This is a genomic window from Aeromicrobium sp. CTD01-1L150, assembly GCF_041951745.1.
Lineage (GTDB): Bacteria > Actinomycetota > Actinomycetes > Propionibacteriales > Nocardioidaceae > Aeromicrobium.
The window spans coordinates 659,278-677,000 of the sequence record NZ_CP169555.1 but is presented as its reverse complement, the minus strand read 5'-3'; the positions used below and the strand labels follow the sequence as shown (position 1 = coordinate 677,000).

Annotated in this window: 15 protein-coding genes and 1 CRISPR repeat array; of the genes, 9 read left to right on the top strand and 6 right to left on the bottom strand. The window is 67.7% G+C overall.

Features of this window, described 5'->3' with window-relative positions; genetic code table 11:
• Positions 1–132 precede the first annotated feature (132 nt).
• From cas3 to cas2e, 8 genes are read left to right on the top strand one after another with little or no spacing between them, the layout of a single operon-like run.
• On the top strand, positions 133–2,916 hold the full coding sequence (gene cas3, locus ACEVFP_RS03270; RefSeq protein WP_375001941.1) for a CRISPR-associated helicase Cas3': 2,784 nt from the start codon (positions 133–135) through the stop codon (positions 2,914–2,916).
• On the top strand, positions 2,913–4,559 hold the full coding sequence (gene casA, locus ACEVFP_RS03265) for a type I-E CRISPR-associated protein Cse1/CasA (RefSeq protein WP_375001940.1): 1,647 nt from the start codon (positions 2,913–2,915) through the stop codon (positions 4,557–4,559). The genes cas3 and casA overlap by 4 nt, the downstream gene beginning before the upstream one ends.
• Positions 4,556–5,281 (top strand): type I-E CRISPR-associated protein Cse2/CasB, encoded by a 726-nt coding sequence (gene casB, locus ACEVFP_RS03260; RefSeq protein ID WP_375001939.1) that lies wholly within the window; start codon positions 4,556–4,558, stop codon positions 5,279–5,281. Before casA ends, casB begins: the two co-directional genes overlap by 4 nt.
• On the top strand, positions 5,220–6,356 hold the full coding sequence (cas7e, locus tag ACEVFP_RS03255) for a type I-E CRISPR-associated protein Cas7/Cse4/CasC (protein ID WP_375001938.1): 1,137 nt from the start codon (positions 5,220–5,222) through the stop codon (positions 6,354–6,356). Before casB ends, cas7e begins: the two co-directional genes overlap by 62 nt.
• Positions 6,353–7,048 carry a type I-E CRISPR-associated protein Cas5/CasD gene (cas5e, locus tag ACEVFP_RS03250; protein ID WP_375001936.1) on the top strand — a complete coding sequence of 232 codons (696 nt, stop codon included), beginning with the start codon at positions 6,353–6,355 and terminating at the stop codon, positions 7,046–7,048. Before cas7e ends, cas5e begins: the two co-directional genes overlap by 4 nt.
• Position 7,049: 1 nt before the next feature.
• Positions 7,050–7,715 carry a type I-E CRISPR-associated protein Cas6/Cse3/CasE gene (cas6e, locus tag ACEVFP_RS03245; protein WP_375001934.1) on the top strand — a complete coding sequence of 222 codons (666 nt, stop codon included), beginning with the start codon at positions 7,050–7,052 and terminating at the stop codon, positions 7,713–7,715.
• Entirely contained in the window at positions 7,712–8,668 is a 957-nt protein-coding gene (gene cas1e, locus ACEVFP_RS03240) for a type I-E CRISPR-associated endonuclease Cas1e (protein ID WP_375001932.1), read from the top strand. Before cas6e ends, cas1e begins: the two co-directional genes overlap by 4 nt.
• Positions 8,665–9,012 carry a type I-E CRISPR-associated endoribonuclease Cas2e gene (cas2e, locus tag ACEVFP_RS03235; protein WP_375001931.1) on the top strand — a complete coding sequence of 116 codons (348 nt, stop codon included), beginning with the start codon at positions 8,665–8,667 and terminating at the stop codon, positions 9,010–9,012. Before cas1e ends, cas2e begins: the two co-directional genes overlap by 4 nt.
• A gap of 417 nt (positions 9,013–9,429) precedes the next feature.
• Here cas2e and ACEVFP_RS03230 read toward each other — a convergent pair whose 3' ends face one another.
• From ACEVFP_RS03230 to arsB, 5 genes are all read right to left on the bottom strand, one after another.
• Positions 9,430–9,711, bottom strand: a complete 282-nt coding sequence (locus tag ACEVFP_RS03230; protein ID WP_375001930.1) for a YlcI/YnfO family protein — start codon at positions 9,709–9,711, stop codon at positions 9,430–9,432.
• On the bottom strand, positions 9,708–9,944 hold the full coding sequence (locus tag ACEVFP_RS03225; RefSeq protein ID WP_375001929.1) for a hypothetical protein: 237 nt from the start codon (positions 9,942–9,944) through the stop codon (positions 9,708–9,710). The genes ACEVFP_RS03230 and ACEVFP_RS03225 overlap by 4 nt, the downstream gene beginning before the upstream one ends.
• Before the next feature lie 144 nt (positions 9,945–10,088).
• A CRISPR array of direct repeats spans positions 10,089–13,167; the repeat unit is 28 nt; unit sequence GGATCATCCCCGCGAGCGCGGGGAACAG.
• Positions 13,168–13,433: 266 nt separating this feature from the next.
• On the bottom strand, positions 13,434–13,853 hold the full coding sequence (locus ACEVFP_RS03220) for an arsenate reductase ArsC (RefSeq protein ID WP_375001927.1): 420 nt from the start codon (positions 13,851–13,853) through the stop codon (positions 13,434–13,436).
• 18 nt (positions 13,854–13,871) lie between these two features.
• A complete protein-coding gene (locus ACEVFP_RS03215; protein WP_375001925.1) occupies positions 13,872–14,495 on the bottom strand; it encodes a three-helix bundle dimerization domain-containing protein in 624 nt (207 codons plus the stop codon).
• Complete coding sequence (gene arsB, locus ACEVFP_RS03210) at positions 14,492–15,604, bottom strand: ACR3 family arsenite efflux transporter (RefSeq protein WP_375001923.1); 1,113 nt, start codon at positions 15,602–15,604, stop codon at positions 14,492–14,494. The genes ACEVFP_RS03215 and arsB overlap by 4 nt, the downstream gene beginning before the upstream one ends.
• Positions 15,605–15,712: 108 nt before the next feature.
• Between arsB and ACEVFP_RS03205 the strand changes: the two genes are divergently transcribed.
• Positions 15,713–16,069: an ArsR/SmtB family transcription factor gene (locus ACEVFP_RS03205; RefSeq protein ID WP_375001922.1), complete on the top strand. Its 357-nt coding sequence runs from the start codon at positions 15,713–15,715 to the stop codon at positions 16,067–16,069.
• Positions 16,070–16,124: 55 nt separating this feature from the next.
• Here ACEVFP_RS03205 and ACEVFP_RS03200 read toward each other — a convergent pair whose 3' ends face one another.
• Entirely contained in the window at positions 16,125–17,705 is a 1,581-nt protein-coding gene (locus tag ACEVFP_RS03200) for a peptide chain release factor 3 (protein WP_375001921.1), read from the bottom strand.
• Positions 17,706–17,723 lie beyond the last annotated feature (18 nt).

Genomic DNA, 17,723 nt, shown 5'->3' with positions numbered 1-17,723 from the left:
TGACGGCGTCAACAAATTGCTCTAGGTTCCTAGTACCGCGCCGAGGAGGCTCATGTCCACGCAGGACCAGGATGACGAGCTCCGACCGGACGAGCGCCAAAGCACTTCATCCCGCCTCAATTGTCGACGCTCATGAGCGTCGCGCTCCCACACCTCATCTGGGCCAAGACCTCACCTGATGACGACGGCTGGCTGAACCTCCCCCAGCACCTGAACGACGCCGCCGATGTTGCTGAGCTGCTGTGGGACCGTTGGCTGGCGCCCGCGGTCAAGGACCTCATCGCCCGCTCGGTCGGCGGGGCGGACGCCGCACGAGCGCTCGCCGTCTTCCTCGCAGGCGTGCACGACGTCGCGAAGGCGACGCCCGCCTTCGAGAGCGTCGGGCCGACCCACCTGCTCGACCGCCTGCACGACGCCGGGCTGTCGGTCCATCCGGCGATCAGGCATCGCCGGTCGCACCTGCCTCACGGCCTCGCCGGTCAAGTCGCCGTGGAGGGCTGGTTGGTCGAGCAGCACGACTGGAACCGTCTGCAGGCACGCTCGATCGGTTGCGTGATCGGCGGACACCACGGGACGGTGCCGACGGCCGGCCAGCTCCAACGCATCGACCCGGAGCTGCTCGGCGATGCAACGTGGGCAGCTGTCCGACAGACACTGATGGATGACATGGCCAGGCGCAGCAGGGCGACCCATCACCTTGAGCGTTGGTCACGCAGCACCGTCAACGCCTCCATCCAGGCGGTCCTCAGTGGCTTCGTGATCATGGCGGACTGGATCGCCAGCAACGCGGACCTTTTCGCCTACGACGTCGACCACCGGTCGGTGTCGGCTCGCGCCTCGCCCGCTTGGGAGCACCTGATGCTGCCACCGGGATGGACGTCATCGACGTTCGAGGGCACCGCTGATCAGCTCCTGGGCCAACGGTTCGACCTGCCAGACACCGCTCGCGCTCGGCCCGTGCAACGGGAGCTGCTGGAACTCGTCACGGACGTCGACGAGCCAGGACTGTTCGTCGTCGAGGCCGCTATGGGTGAGGGAAAGACCGAGGCGGCACTGATGGCGGCCGAGTCGCTGTGCGCGCGGCTGGGTCTCAACGGTGTCTTCTTCGCCCTTCCCTCGATGACGACCAGCGACGCCATCTTCACCCGGCTCAGACGCTGGGTGGACCTCCTTCCCGGCCTCGGCCCTGAGCACGTCTCGATTCACCTCGCCCACAGCAAGGCCGGTCTCAACGACGAGTTCCGGTCCCTCGCCCGTGGGCGTGTGACGGGCGTGGCGAACGACGGTGAGCCGCTCTCGGAAGGCGCGGCCATCGCACACGCCTGGCTCTCCGGGCGCAAGAAGGGGCTGTTGGCGGACTTCGTGGTCGGCACGATCGATCAGGTGCTCATGGCAGCGTTGCGCGGCAAGCACGTCGTGCTCCGACACCTCGCTCTGGCCGGCAAGGTGGTCGTGATCGACGAGGTGCATGCTGCCGATGAGTACATGGCGGTCTTCCTGGACCGTGCACTGGAATGGCTCGGGGCGCACAGAGTTCCGGTGATCCTGTTATCCGCCACGCTTCCCGGCGCCAGGCGCGCGGCGATGGCACGGGCCTACGACCGCGGCCGAGGGACGTTCCGCCCCGCAGTCGCCCGGCGCGGTGGCTCCGGCCCCACTCCATATACGCCGGTCCAGAGTGAACGGGGCTACCCGTTGCTCACCGCGACCACGTCGGCGTCGCCGGCGATGCGGCAGGTCAGCGCAGGGAGTCGCACCTCCATCCTCGACATCGAGAGGTTGGACGATGGGCTCACGACGCTCTCGGCATTGTTGCGCGAGGCGCTCAGGAACGGAGGGTGTGCGGTCGTCATCCGCAACACCGTCGTGCGCGCCCAGCAGACGTGGGAGCACCTACGTGAATCATTCGGCGACGACGTCTCGCTCATGCACTCCAGGTTCATCGCCACCGACCGTCTCGTCCGCGACCAGGCGGCAGTCCGTCGCTTCGGGCCTGCGGGGCCCGGAGCTGATCGTCCTGATCGGCACGTCGTGGTAGCCACCCAGGTGGTGGAGCAGTCGCTGGACGTCGACTTCGACCTCATGGTCAGCGATGTCGCACCCGTCGACCTGCTGCTGCAGCGTTCAGGCCGACTCCATCGGCACACCCGCGACCGTCCGATCGGCCTTGAGCGCCCGCGTCTGATCCTCACCGGAGTGGACTGGTCGAGCACTCCCCCGAGCCCGGACGACGGGAGCACTGCCATCTACGGACTCGACTCGCTGCTGCGATCGATGGCCGTCCTCGACAGACCACACGTGGTTCTGCCCGACGACGTCCCCACACTGGTCCAGGATGCCTACGCCGAGGACCCTCTGGTGCCGTCAGGCTGGGAAGAGGCGTCGGAGCAGGCAGGGACACAAGCGCGAGAACGCGTCGCGCAGCGGCAGCGACGCGCGGGTGACCACCTCATTCCTCCTCCTACGGAGCCCGACCTGACCGGCTGGCACGACGCGGGGGCAGTGGATCGCAAGTCCGAGGCTCGCGGAAGGGCAGCGGTCCGCGACGGTCGTGAGTCGCTCGAGGTGGTGGTCCTGACCCGCGACGGCGAAGGCCTCCTACACCGCTGGGCCGCAGAGCCCACGGAATCTTCTCTGTCCACGGAACAGGCACCAGACCCCGAGACCGCTCGCCTCACGAGCGCGGCCACCCTGACGCTGCCACCGGCACTCACGCAGCCGTGGCAGATCGACCGGACGATCGCGGCTCTGGAACAGAACTACTTCACCGCCTGGCAGACCTCGCCATGGCTCCGCGAACAACTGATCGTGGTGCTCGATGAGAAGAGCCAATGCTCGATAGGACCGTTCGTACTCCACTACGACAAGACCCGGGGTCTGAGCGTCACCACAACGGACGAAAAGAGCTTGCCATGAGCAGTCAGACCTCGTTCAACCTCGTCGACGAACCGTGGATCCTCGCGCAACGGCGGGACGGTTCAGTCACCGAGCTCTCACTGCTCGAGGTGTTCGAGCAGGCAGCCGACCTCGACCACCTCCATGGCGACCTCCCGACGCAGGTCTTCGCACTGAATCGGCTCCTGCTGGCGATCGTCTACCGGGCAAGCCTGGTGACCGAGACGACCTGGCAGCAGTCGTGGCGTCAGCAGAGGCTCCCGCTCGACGACGTCACACGCTACCTACGGTCATGGCGGCATCGGTTCGACCTCTTTGATCCCGAGCGCCCGTTCTACCAAGTGGCTGATCTGGCCACCGCCAAGGGCCGGACCGGTTCCCTGACAGGTCTCGTCGGCGATGCACCCGGAGAGAGGGCCCCTTTCCTAACGACTCGTTCCCCCGCCTCGCTGGAGAGCCTCCCGTTCGCCGAGGCTGCGCGTTGGCTCGTGCACTGCCACGCGTTCGATGTCTCGGGGATCAAGAGCGGAGCCGTCGGTGACCCACGGGTCAAGGGAGGCAGGGGCTACCCGATTGGTGTCGGAGCGGCAGGACACCTGGGGGGTGTTCTCGTCGAGGGTGAGAACCAGCTGCAGACGCTGCTGCTCAATCTTGTCCCTCAGGAAGGCGTCGATGTCTCCACCGGGGACGAGAACGAGTCGGACGTCGACCTGCCCACGTGGGAGCTAACGGTCGCTGACGGCGCAGGTCCGCGACACCCTGAGCCTGCTACGAACGAGAGGCCGCACCGTCCGGCCGGGCAAGCCACGCTCTACACCTGGCAAGCGCGTCGCATCCGACTCGCCACCGACGGTCGGCAGGTCACCGGCGTGCTGGTGTGCAACGGCGACCGCTTCTCTGCCTTGGGTCTGCACGACCTGGAACCCATGTCGGTGTGGCGTGACAGCCCGGCTCAGGCCAAGCGCTACGGCCTTTCGCACGTCACGATGCCCCGCGCCCACCAGCCGGGGCGTTCAACGTGGCGCGGCCTGGAGGGCATGCTGACCGACACCGTCCGCGACGTCGACGCGCCACGTCCGGGCACGTTGCGTTGGCTCGATCGCCAGGCCGAGGCGAAGGTGCTTGACGACCGCTACATCCCTCGTGTCCGTTCCATCGGCATCCACTACGTCAGCCAAAGCGCCGTCGTGCGAGACCTCATCGACGACGAGCTGTCCCTCCCCGTGCGGGCCCTGCACGATACCGACAGTGGGCTGCGGAGCAGGGTCCTGGACGAGATCAGCCGCATCGACGACGCAGTCGAGCAGTTCGTCCGCCTGAGCATCAACATCGCCGTGGCACGAGGTGAGGACGATCCCGCCTCGGCACGCACCGAAGCCCAGTCGCTGGCCTTCAGCGCGCTCGACGGACCGTTCCGGGCATGGCTGGTAAGGCTCGCGGGCGTCGACGAGAGCACCGCGGACACGCGGCTTGAGTGGGATCGAACCGTCAGGCGCATCCTGATCCGGCTCGCCGACGACGCCGTCAACACCGCCGGACCGCATGCCTGGGCTGGGCGCCGAGTAGATGGCAGACGCATCAACGCCCCCCGCGCAGAAGCCTGGTTTCGCACCCGTCTCTCCCGGCTCTATCCGCACGTCGACGCACCTCAGGAGTCCGCATGACCCAGACCTCTCCAGCAGCACCCCGCCCCCACGAGCCCGGATCCCGACGCACTCTCTCGTCGCTGGCCGAGGTCGTGGCCGCCCGAGTGAGATCACTCCAGCACCAGTACCGCCATGACGACCGCCATGCTGTGGCCTCCCTGGCACGTTTGCGTCGTGCCACAGGCACCGGGCCGGGCGAGGATCCCCAGGCGTGGGCCGAGACCCTCCGGGTGATCGGGGCGGAGCACTTCGGCACGGGCAGCGAGTGGTCCACCGAGGAGTGGGCCGCCCACGTCGCTCTCACGTTGTTCGCCACCCACCAGCAGTCCCACCGCAACGACGGCATGCACGTCGCCAATCGCTCCTTCGGGCACGTGGTACGCAGGCTCGCCGACCTCCAGGGAGGCGAGGACGACGAGGGCAGCCGTCCAATCCAGCGCCGCTTCGAAGCCCTCGCCACGTCATCTGGCCCGGACGAGATCGTGCACCACGCGCGCAGCATCGTCGGGCAGCTGCGCTCCGAGAGCGTCGCCCTCGACTACGGACGCCTGACCGACGATCTCGTCGGCCTACGAGACCCCAGCCGCGCCCCGTCAGTCCGTCTGGCTTGGGGACGCGACTACTACCGCACCATCCCCGACAACGTCCCACCCCCGAACCCCGACCAAGGAGACCCGTATGAGCCCCTACCTCGACCTGCACGTCCTGCAGTCCGTCCCTCCCAGCAACGTGAATCGTGATGAGAACGGAAGTCCCAAGGAGGCGACCTACGGCGGCGTGCGCCGAGCACGCGTGTCCAGCCAAGCCTGGAAGCGGGCCATCCGGTCAGACTTTGGCACCCGGCTCGATACCTCGCAGCTCGCCGCGCGAACCAAACGACATGTCGACAAGATCGCGTCGCGGATCACCGAGCTCGAGCCCTCGCTCGGAGATGAGCAGGCCGAGACTCATGCCCAGCAACTCCTCAAGGCACTGGGCGTGAAGGTCGAGAAGCCCAAACGCAAGAAGGACGACGCTTCGCCAGAGGGCAGCGCCGAGTCGAGCTACCTGATCTTCCTGAGCAACCTGCAGATCGCGAATCTCGCTGAGCTGGCCGTCCGGCATGCCGGTGCAGGAACCGAGCCCGGCAAACGAGAGGTGTCCGACGTCGCGCAGGCCGATCACTCCGTCGACATCGCACTGTTCGGCCGTATGGTCGCCGACCTCACGGATCTGCGGGTCGACGCAGCAGCTCAGGTGGCTCATGCGATCAGCGTGCACAGCGTCTCAACGGAGTTCGACTACTTCACCGCCGTCGACGACCACGCCACCGGAGAGCATGCCGGAGCGGGCATGATCGGCACGGTCGAGTTCAACTCCTCGATGCTGTACCGCTACGCCACCATGAACGTGCCCGCGCTGCTGGCGAACCTGGGCGACCCCGCTGCCACGGTCGAAGCCTGCAGCGCGTTCCTGCACGCTTTCATTCGCAGCATGCCGACCGGCAAGCAGAACACGTTCGCCCACCGGACCCTTCCGCACGCCGTCGTCGCCACGCTGCGTCCGGACCAACCGGTGAATCTCGTCGGTGCCTTCGAGGACCCGGTCGAACGCACCACAAGTGAGTCCCGGCTCCGGCGAGCTTCATCGGCGCTCGCCACTCACGCACAGCAGATCGACGTCGCGTACGGGCGGCCGCCGGGTCTGCAGTCATGGATCGTCACCGCCCACGACGACGCGGCTTCTCTTCACACGATCGGCACCGATGTCAACGACGTAGCCAGCCTGGCCGAGGCTGTGACCACCGCGCTGCGCGACACCTTGGAGCCGTCGTGACAGTTCTCCTGCTCAAGCTCGCCGGACCGTTGCAGGCGTGGGGATCATCGAGCCGCTTCGCCCGGCGCGACACCGACGAGCAACCGACCCGCAGCGGGGTCTTGGGGCTGCTGGCAGCCGCCCAGGGACGCCGGCGCACCGACTCTCTCGAGGATCTCCTGCATCTGAGATTCGGGGTGCGCGTCGACCAGCCGGGGCAGCTGATGTCGGACTATCAGACCGCGCGAGCGCGGGGCGCCAAGCACTCGATGCTGACCTGGCGCTACTACCTGAGCGACGCATTGTTCGTCGCCGCGGTGGAGAGTCCTGACGCCGGACTGCTCCAGACCCTCGACGCGGCCTTGCGGCAGCCGCGGTTCCCGCTCTACCTCGGTCGCCGTTCGTGCCCACCGGCGGGACCGGTGACGTTGGGGCTCCGCGAGGGGACGATGAACTCTGTCCTCACCAGCGAGAAGTGGCACGCCTCAGACAGGCACCAACGACGACACTCATCAACGCGCGTGGCGTTACGCGTGGTACGTGACGCGGAGCCCGGTGAAAGTGGTGCGACCGTTCGCGACGTGCCGTTGAGCTTCGACCCCGAACATCGCTCCTACGGCTGGCGGACCGTCGTCGACGTCCATCCTGCAACGGTCACAAACCCCTTCGGACGCGACGAGGCGCACGATCCGATGGACCTCCTGGAGGCCTGACATGTACATGACAAAGATGGCGCTCAACGCGGGCAGACCCGGCACGACACGGCTGCTTTCGTCTCCCCAGCGCATGCACGCCGCGGTCCTCCATGGTTTCCCCCCGACGGATGCCGGTCGAGTTCTCTGGCGCGTCGATGCCCGGGAACGCCACGACGTCAGTCTGTTCGTCGTCAGCACTGAGCACCCCGACATGACGAGTCTCGTCGAGCAGGCGGGGTGGCCTGCTCGTCCCGATGCCACTTGGGAGGCGAAGGCGTACGGTCCGTTCCTCGATCGCCTCGCTGCCGGGCAACGATGGGCCTTCCGGCTGCGTGCCAACCCCGTGATCCGACGGCGCGAGAACGACCGGACCCAGACCATCCCCCTGTTGCCGAAGGATCAGCTCGCCTGGCTGACCGGCCGCGCCGAGAGTCTGGGGGTGGCGTTCCCCCATGGGACCGATGACCGACCGAACATCGAGATCACCGAACAAGGCCGACACGTCTTCGATCGTCGTAGCGCGGCGCAAGGCCACGGGCGGCGGGTGACGATCGCGCATGCCCGCTACGACGGAGTGCTGGAGGTCAGCGATCCAGCACGGCTGCAGAAGGCGCTCATCCAAGGGGTTGGTCGCGCCAAGGCCTACGGTTGCGGACTGTTGACGCTCGCCCAGCCTGCGCCATGAGGGAGATCCCCGGCGCCCCTCCTCCCAGCCTCGGCGAGCTGACCCGCGCCCAGGATCGACTGAGCTTCATCTACCTCGAGCGATGTGTCGTTCACCGCGAGAGCAACGCGATCACCGCGACCGACGAGCGCGGGACCGTGCACATCCCGGCCGCCTCACTCGGCACGCTGTTGCTCGGGCCCGGCTCCCGCGTCAGCCACCAAGCCATGGTGCTCCTGGCGGAGTCGGGGTCAACGGCCGTCTGGGTGGGCGAGCAAGGTGTCCGCTACTACGCCCACGGGCGGGGCCTGTCGCAGTCGTCACGTCTACTGGATGCCCAAGCAGCGCTCGTGACGAACCAGTCAGCGCGGCTACGAGTGGCCCGCTCCATGTACGCCATGCGCTTCCCTCAAGAGGAAGGCATTGAATCACTCACCATGCAACAGCTGCGTGGCCGAGAGGGTGCGCGGGTCAAGCGCATCTACCGGATGCATGCCGAGCGTACGGGGGTTCGATGGGAACGGCGACAGTACAACGTCGAAGACTTCGCCAGCGGGTCCGTGGTCAACCAGGCGCTGTCCGCAGCGAACACGTCACTGTACGGCGTGGTGCACGCCGTCATCGTGGCGCTGGGTTGTTCACCAGGACTCGGGTTTGTCCACACCGGTCATGAACGCTCATTCGTCTACGACATCGCCGACCTCTACAAGTCCGAAATCACCATTCCCGCCGCATTCAATGTGGCCGCCGACGAGAGCCTGCACGATGACATCCCCGCCGCGACGCGGCATGCGGTGCGCGACTCCTTGCGTGACGGCAGGTTGCTGGTGCGCTGCGTCAAGGACGTCCGGACGCTTCTACTGCCCGAGGAGGACGTCGATGACGATGCGATCTGGACGTCGAACGTCGTCAACATCTGGGACGGAGCTGACCGTGTGGTCGAGGGCGGGCAGAACTACGAGGTCGACTGGTGACCGTCGTCGTGCTGAGCGTCGTCCCCGAGAAGCTGCGTGGCGATCTGACCCGGTGGCTGATGGAAATCAGTCCTGGCGTGTACGTAGGCTTCGTGACAGCCCGACTACGTGAACGACTCTGGGCCAGGATCGTCTCATTGAGCGGCACTGGCCGCGCCATCATGGTGTACACCGCCCGCAACGAGCAAAGGCTTGAATTCAAGGTGTGCCGTCACCAGTGGGAGCCCGTGGATCTGGATGGCGTCACGCTCATGCGGCGGCCCGGTGATCCCGACGCGCCATCGGCCCCGTCCCATCGCGGTTGGAGTGCCGCGGCAAAGCGACGACGCTTCGGCGGACGCTGACCTTCGTCGCGGTGGCGACAGGGTCATCCCCGTCGCATAGAAGGCGTGACCGACCGGGACGGACAGCCTTCGCGGCTGGACAACTCCGCGGGCGCGGAGAAGGACAAGATTGTGTGCCGCACCTGCCTCGTCCACTGGAGCAGATCCTGGCCGAGAGGGCGTGGATCAGGAACCAGCTCAACTGTGCCAAGTCGACGCCACGGCGCTGTACGTGATCGAGCGCACGTACCGGGGTGGCTGCGGCATGGAGACCGACGGCGTCATCTGCACCGAGCCGCTGTGTTGCAAGGAGGGTGACACAGGTAGCTGAGACGATGGTGGTCAACGGCGTGGGTGATGAGGACAACGCAGTCGCCTGCCCGACCGCATCCGCAAATGGGCCGCGTCTTGCCAGGTGGAGCAGCGGCCTTCGTCACGTCAGACCGACGCCTCTAGTGTCTCCCGCACAACCTGCGACAGGGACTTTCCCTCGCGCTCGGCTCGGGCTGAGAGCTTGTCCCGTACCTCGTCGGGAACTCGAACCGCCAGCGCAGGAGTACGCGACTTGGAGCCGGTCAGCGACGGCCGACCACCCTTGTTGCGCTCGATGACCTCGGCGCTGCGGGCCTCGGCGTCAGACTCGGTGATCCGCTCGCCCCGCTTGTCGCGGACGACCTCGCGGTCAAGGTCAACATATCCGGCATCGGTGTACTTGCTCATCGGTTCCTCCTGTAGTTGGTGGGCATCACGTGGAAGACGAGGATCAGGTCGTCATCGATCTGTGCTCCAACCACTTCCAGCTCGAGCCCTCGCTCGTCTGTGCCGACCCACTCATACTCGACCTCGCCACGAGTGTTGATTCGCGTGACGGGCTCGTTGTTGTCGATCACGTAGAACGCGCGGCCCTTGGCAATGCGGTGCTTGCGCGTGCTCTGCGCGAACTTGACCCTCACTGAAGTATTGTATGACAAAACTAAGGTAGTGTCGAACATAACTTGGGGTGAGCCAGGCTGAGCCTCACTCTGACCTCACCACATTCGCCACGGACGTGAACTGGATAACCCACCCACCCGGCTCTACGGACTGCCCGAATCAGCGGGGCATCCCCGCGGACACGGGGAACGGTGTCTCACTACAAGGCGCGCGGATGGGCCCCGTGGATCATCCCCGCGAGCGCGGGAAAAAGCACCTCGCGCCGAGCGGGCCTCGAGACAGTGGGGGATCATCCCCGCGAGCGCGGGGAACAGGCGAGCTCGACCGTGGTGAGCGGTCGCGTGTTGGGATCATCCCCGCGAGCGCGGGAAAAAGCACCTCGCGCCGAGCGGGCCTCGAGACAGTGGGGGATCATCCCCGCGAGCGCGGGGAACAGGTCTTGCAAGGGACCGCCCGGACAGCTGCAGACGGATCATCCCCGCGAGCGCGGGGAACAGCGCGCCGAGATGCAGATCCTCACCCATGCAGAGGGATCATCCCCGCGAGCGCGGGGAACAGGCCATTGCGACCGGCCCCTCGCATCCTCGGCACGGATCATCCCCGCGAGCGCGGGGAACAGAGTCCCGCATTGATCGCCGCCAGCCACTCGTGGGGATCATCCCCGCGAGCGCGGGGAACAGCCGTATGCGACGAGGACGATGGGAGCGCCAGAGGGATCATCCCCGCGAGCGCGGGGAACAGCAGTGGTGGATGTGGTGGGCGCGGATGGAGGGGGGATCATCCCCGCGAGCGCGGGGAACAGCAGTGGTGGATGTGGTGGGCGCGGATGGAGGGGGGATCATCCCCGCGAGCGCGGGGAACAGGGCACCGAGGGCGGCGGCATCTTCACCGGACTGGGATCATCCCCGCGAGCGCGGGGAACAGGAGCGGTGCTGGTGCGAGACGAGTCCGCCCGAGGGATCATCCCCGCGAGCGCGGGGAACAGGAGCGGTGCTGGTGCGAGACGAGTCCGCCCGAGGGATCATCCCCGCGAGCGCGGGGAACAGTCTCGCAGGCCCGACTTGGCGCTGTACCCCCGGGATCATCCCCGCGAGCGCGGGGAACAGCGCATCTTGGCCGCCTTGATGCCAGACCCGAGGGGATCATCCCCGCGAGCGCGGGGAACAGGACTCCGTGATGACGTGCTCGCCGTTCATCCAGGGATCATCCCCGCGAGCGCGGGGAACAGATCCCGTGATCGCCTCGGGTGCGACGCATGACAGGATCATCCCCGCGAGCGCGGGGAACAGGCGCCGGGTCGCCCCAGTAGCGGACCTGTGCGAGGGATCATCCCCGCGAGCGCGGGGAACAGTCGACGGCAGCCTTGGCAATATCGGGGTCGTGGATCATCCCCGCGAGCGCGGGGAACAGGTTCTCAAGCGGGACAAGCACCCGCCCCATCTTCGGATCATCCCCGCGAGCGCGGGGAACAGTCACGGGAGGGCGGCATCTGCTTGCCCCGGTACGGATCATCCCCGCGAGCGCGGGGAACAGGGCGCCGTCTTCACCATCGATCACGGCATGACAGGATCATCCCCGCGAGCGCGGGGAACAGACAACCACCGGCCGTAATCACGAGTTCGTTGACGGATCATCCCCGCGAGCGCGGGGAACAGCAGGCTGTGGCCTCCCAGCTCATGCAGGAAGAGGGATCATCCCCGCGAGCGCGGGGAACAGGCAGCCTTCCGCCGTGCGGGGATGTTCGCCATGGGATCATCCCCGCGAGCGCGGGGAACAGCACCCCCACTCTGCTCCGGCAGGGTGGGGGTGCGGATCATCCCCGCGAGCGCGGGGAACAGGAACCCGGCCCCCGTCAGGCAATCGTCACACCAGGATCATCCCCGCGAGCGCGGGGAACAGGCGACGAGGCGGTCGAGGCGCTGCAGCGGCTCCGGATCATCCCCGCGAGCGCGGGGAACAGGCGACGAGGCGGTCGAGGCGCTGCAGCGGCTCCGGATCATCCCCGCGAGCGCGGGGAACAGTGACCGAGACGGTCGAGGTCGGCAACCGTGAGGGGATCATCCCCGCGAGCGCGGGGAACAGGCCTGCTCGTCGCCGTTGGTCGACTCGAACCGGAGGATCATCCCCGCGAGCGCGGGGAACAGCGGCCAAGGATGCGGCGGCGCTTCGTGTTCCGGGGATCATCCCCGCGAGCGCGGGGAACAGCCACATGTTCGGCTGGCTTCGTCCCTTCGAATCGGGATCATCCCCGCGAGCGCGGGGAACAGGACTCAGCCAGGAACGTCCGCACCGGATCGAGGGGATCATCCCCGCGAGCGCGGGGAACAGGGTCTCCAATCGACCATCGGCGTGGTGATCCTGGGATCATCCCCGCGAGCGCGGGGAACAGGCGCGATTGGCCTTCCTGAGGCCACGCTCGAACGGATCATCCCCGCGAGCGCGGGGAACAGCAGGGCGCTCGTGGGTGACTTCACCCAGGTCCGGGATCATCCCCGCGAGCGCGGGGAACAGGATCCAGTCGCCGACGTCAGCCCGCATAGTGCCGGATCATCCCCGCGAGCGCGGGGAACAGTCTTCGGCGGGCAGGGTGGCGAAGGTGTCGGTCGGATCATCCCCGCGAGCGCGGGGAACAGGGCGCGCCCGGCTCGCTGGCCAACATCGCGTACGGATCATCCCCGCGAGCGCGGGGAACAGACGTAGGCATAGCGGGAGTCGACGAACTCCTTGGGATCATCCCCGCGAGCGCGGGGAACAGGCGAATGCCTGAACCCGTGCGCCGATGACGGCCGGATCATCCCCGCGAGCGCGGGGAACAGAGGACCTCATCTGCCGTCAGACCCTTTCTCTCGGGATCATCCCCGCGAGCGCGGGGAACAGGCGTCCCGCACGAGCCGGACACGGACACCCCCAGGATCATCCCCGCGAGCGCGGGGAACAGCGGGCAAGCGCGGACCACGCATCACCACTTCCGGGATCATCCCCGCGAGCGCGGGGAACAGGCGGCCTGGGCGCCTTCGCGGATGGCGACGTAGGGATCATCCCCGCGAGCGCGGGGAACAGTCGACTTGATCGCCACTGCGCTGGGCCTGGACAGGATCATCCCCGCGAGCGCGGGGAACAGGGATCATGACCGAACGACTCCCAGGGATGGAGGGGATCATCCCCGCGAGCGCGGGGAACAGGTCTCATCGATCTGCCGCTTCGGCTCCGTGTCGGGATCATCCCCGCGAGCGCGGGGAACAGGCTTGCTGACCAGCGACGATACCGCAGCCAACGCGCGTCAGCGTTCAGTTCTGCCGCGGGCCAAGCTCGGAATGAGCCGTCAGTCTCGGGCGGGTAGATACTCCCATTGTCGCCCAGAGGCGTTGGGCGACCTTGGCCGCGACGCGGGATCTCCACTGACAGCCCGGCGACCGCTTTCTCACGTCGCTCACGAGAGGCGAGTGTAGTGAAGCCTCCCCGGAGCCCGGGGCGTCGGCATGGGCTCGGGGTCACGTCCGTTGCACGGCTCAGCCCTCGAGCACCTCGACGTCCAGCCACGCGAGAAGAGCCTCGACCCGGGTGCGGATCTCGTCGCGGACCCCGCGGACCACCTCCAGGCCCTGTCCGGCAGGATCGGTCAGCTCCCAGTCCTCGTACCGCTTGCCCGGGAAGAACGGACACTCATCGCCGCAGCCCATCGTGATGACCACGTCGGAGACCCGCACAGCGTCCTCCGAGAGCTTCTTGGGCTGCTCACCGGCGATGTCGATGCCGATCTCCGCCATGGCCTCGACGGCGACCGGGTTGACCTGGCTGCCGGGCATGGACCCCGCCGAGAGGACCTCGACGCTGCCGTCGGAGAGCTCGCGCAGGAAGCCTGCCGCCATCTGGGACCGCCCAGCGTTGTGCACACAGACGAACAGGACGGTGGGTCGGGTCTCACTCATGGTGGGCCTTTCTGATGGTCAGAGGTCGAGGTCGCGCAGCAGCACGGTGATGCGGGCCTGGATGTCGTCACGAATGTCGCGCACGCTCTCGAGCGAGGCTCCATCGGGGTCGGCGACGTCCCAGTCCTCGTAACGTTTACCGGGAAAGTACGGGCACTCATCGCCGCAGCCCATCGTGATGATCACGTCAGCGGCGTGCACGACCGTCTCGGCCAACGGCTTGGGATAGGCCTCGGTCAGCTCGATGCCGCGCTCAGCGAGGGCCTCGACGACGACCGGGTTGAGCTCGCCGCTCGGCCGCGACCCCGCCGAGCGGACGTGCACCTTGCCGGGTGCCAGATGGGCAGCCAGAGCCGCAGCAAGCTGGGAACGGCCGGCGTTGTGCACGCAGACGAACAACAGCTCCGGCACGGGCTTGGCGACCAGGCCATCGGCCTGGGCCGAGGCCACGAGCAGCTCGCGGGCGTAGCGCTTGATGAGGACCGGCAGGAAGGTGCTCACCGTCGCGCCCGGCTCGAGCGCCTGACGCGCCTGGTCGATGGCGTCGGCAACCTCATCGGGCGCGAAGACGCCGTCGAAGTCATAGGAGAGCTCGTCCAGGAGCCCTGCCGGGTCGACGGACGACGAAGCGGACGGGGTCATGTGGCGGCTCCCTGTGTCGAGGGTCCTTGCGTCGAGGGGAAGAACCTGCGGGCCCACAGGGCCACGTAGACCAGGCCGACGAGCACCGGGACCTCGATGAGAGGACCGACGACACCGGCGAGTGCCTGTCCGGACGTGATGCCGAACGTGCCGATGGCGACGGCGATCGCCAGCTCGAAGTTGTTTCCGGCGGCGGTGAAGGCGAGCGTGGCGCTCTTGGCGTAGCCCAGCCGGAGCTGTCGACCGAGCACCATGCCGAGCCCGAAGGTGATCGCAAAGTAGGCCAGCAGCGGGATCGCGATCCGCACGACGTCGAGCGGGTTGTTGATGATCGCCTCCCCCTGCAGGGCGAACAGCAGGACGATGGTGAACAGCAGGCCGTACAGGGCCCACGGACCCAGCCGCGGCAGGAAGGTCTCCTCGTACCACTCGCGGCCCTTGGCGCGCTCGCCGACGACCCGGGTCAGGAAGCCTGCCAGGAGCGGGATGCCGAGGAAGACCAGGACACTGGCCGTGATCGTCCAGATCGAGAACTCCGCACTGGTGGTCTCCAGCCCCAGCCAGCCCGGCAGCGTCTGTAGGTAGAACCAGCCGAGCGCGGCGAAGGCGAACACCTGGAAGACGGAGTTGATGGCCACCAGCACTGCGGCCGCCTCCCGGTCGCCGCAGGCGAGGTCGTTCCAGATCAGCACCATCGCGATGCAGCGGGCGAGGCCGACGATGATCAGGCCGGTGCGGTACTCCGGCAGGTCCGGCACGAGCAGCCAGGCCAGGGCGAACATCAGTGCCGGGCCGACCAGCCAGTTGAGCGCCAGCGATGCCGCCAGCAGACGCCGGTCATCGGTGACGCGACCGGTCTCGCTGTAGCGGACCTTGGCCAGGACTGGGTACATCATCACCAGCAGCCCGATGGCGATCGGCACGGAGACCGAGCCGACGGTGAAGGAGTCCAGCGCCTCCGTGAGCCGGGGCCAGGCCCGGCCGAGCAGCAGGCCGAGCGCCATCGCCAGCAGGATCCACACTGGGAGGAACTGGTCAAGACGGGACAGCCGGGCCACGACCGCGTCCTCGGGTCGTCCGTCGGCGGCCTCACGCACCGTGTCGCTCACGTGTCTCCTCAAGTGTTCATCCGGGACAGGACTTCATTGATCATTGTCGATGCAAGAAGCGAATCGCATTCATCGACAGTTGTCAATGCAGCAGGCATACTGGAGCCCATGACCAGCTCGCTGCCCACCGTCGACCTCGTCTGTCGCGCCGCCGGCCCGGTCGAGGGCATGGGGGCCGAGGCCGCCGCCGACCTGGCCGCGCGGTTCAAGGCTCTCGGGGACCCGACCCGGCTGCGCCTGCTGTCGATCATCGCAGCCCAGCCAGAGAGCGAGGCATGCGTGTGCAACCTCACCGAGCCCATCGGCCTGTCCCAGGGCACCGTCTCCCACCACCTCAAGGTGCTCGTGGATGCCGGGCTGCTCACCCGCGCCAGACGAGGCACGTGGTCCTTCTACGCTCTCGCCCCAGGGGCGCTCGAAGAGCTCGCAGCCGCACTCGGCACGCCATCGCCCACCGGCCGCTGACACGTCGGCGCCACGGAGAACGCCGTCCCCGCCGGTCTCACAGCGTGATGCGGTCTCACAGCTCGACGTCGGCCGCCAGGACACCGAGCACGAGCTCCGGATGGGCGCGCTCCACCGAGCGCAGCACCCAGCGGTCGCCGAACAGCGCCAAGGCGACGCCGTCGCTACGCTCGAAGGTCTCCACACCCGAGCGTCCGGCCAACGTCGGCACGTCAGCGACCGCCACCTCTCTCGCCAGCGAGTAGGGCAGCGGCTCCAGCCGCGTCTCAGCCCGGAACTCCTGCCGCAGACGGTCCTGCACCACCTCGAACTGCATCGGCCCGACCGCGGCGAGGACGGGCGCCTGATCACCCCGGGCGTCTGACCTCAGCACCTGCGCCACCCCTTCACGGTCCAGCTGCTCGATGCCGCGACGGAACTGCTTGTAGCGCCCAGTGTCGACCGACCGGATGACCGCGAAGTGCTCCGGGGCGAACTTGGCGACGGCAGGGAACTCGACCCGCTCCCCGGGCGCTCGCAGCGTATCCCCGATCCGCAGGCCCGAGGCGTTGACCAGCCCGATGATGTCGCCCGGCCACGCGACGTCGGCCGAGGTGCGGGCCCGCCCGAACATGCTCTGCGCGTACTTCGTGGCGAAAGGCCTGCCGGTCGCGGCGTGCTCCACCACCTCGCCGCGCTCGAAGATCCCCGAGCAGACTCGGGCGAAGGCGACATGGTCCCGGTGCGCACGGTCCATCCCGGCCTGGACCTTGAAGACGTAGGCACTGAACGGCGCATCCACCGGCCGGCGCACGCCGGCCGCATCGGGCCGGTCGCCAGCTGGCGGCGCGATGTCGACCAGGACGTCGAGCAACTGCGCCACCCCGAAGTTCAGCAGACTGGCAGCGAACAGCACCGGGGTGGTGCGGCCCTGAAGGAACTGGTCCTGGTCGTGCACCAGGCCGTCGGCATCAAGCAGCTCGCTCCCCTCCACCGCCGTCTGCCAGTCCTGCCCGATCAGCTCACGCGCCTCCTCGTCGGTGAGAACCCGCTCGCCGGCCATGGTGGCGCCACCGGCAGTGCGCTCATAGAGCAGGGTGCGACCGGTGCGGCGATCCAGCGCCCCACGAAAGTCCCCGGCGATGCCGATGGGCCACGTGACGGGCGTCGGCACGATGCCCAGTCGTTGCTGCACCTGGTCCAGGAGCTCCAGCGGGTCCAGACCGGGACGGTCCCACTTGTTGACGACGGTGACCACCGGGATGCCGCTGCGACGGCAGACATCGAACAGCTTCAACGTCTGCGGCTCCAGGCCCTTGGCCGCATCCAGCACCATGACCGCCACGTCGACGGCGGCGAGCACCCGGTAGGTGTCCTCGGAGAAGTCCGCGTGGCCCGGGGTGTCCACGACGTTGATGACGTGATCGCCGAACTCCATCTGCAGCGCGGTGGAGGAGATCGAGATGCCACGGGCCCTCTCCATCTCCATCCAGTCTGAGACCGTGGCGCGCCGTCCCGCCTTGCCGTGGGTCACGCCGGCCTCGCCGATCATCTGCGTGTGCAGGGCCAGCGCCTCGGTCAACGTCGACTTGCCGGCGTCGGGGTGCGAGATGATGGCGAACGTCCGCCGCCTGGCAGCCTCTCGCGCGATGTCCATCCCACGACCCTAACGTTG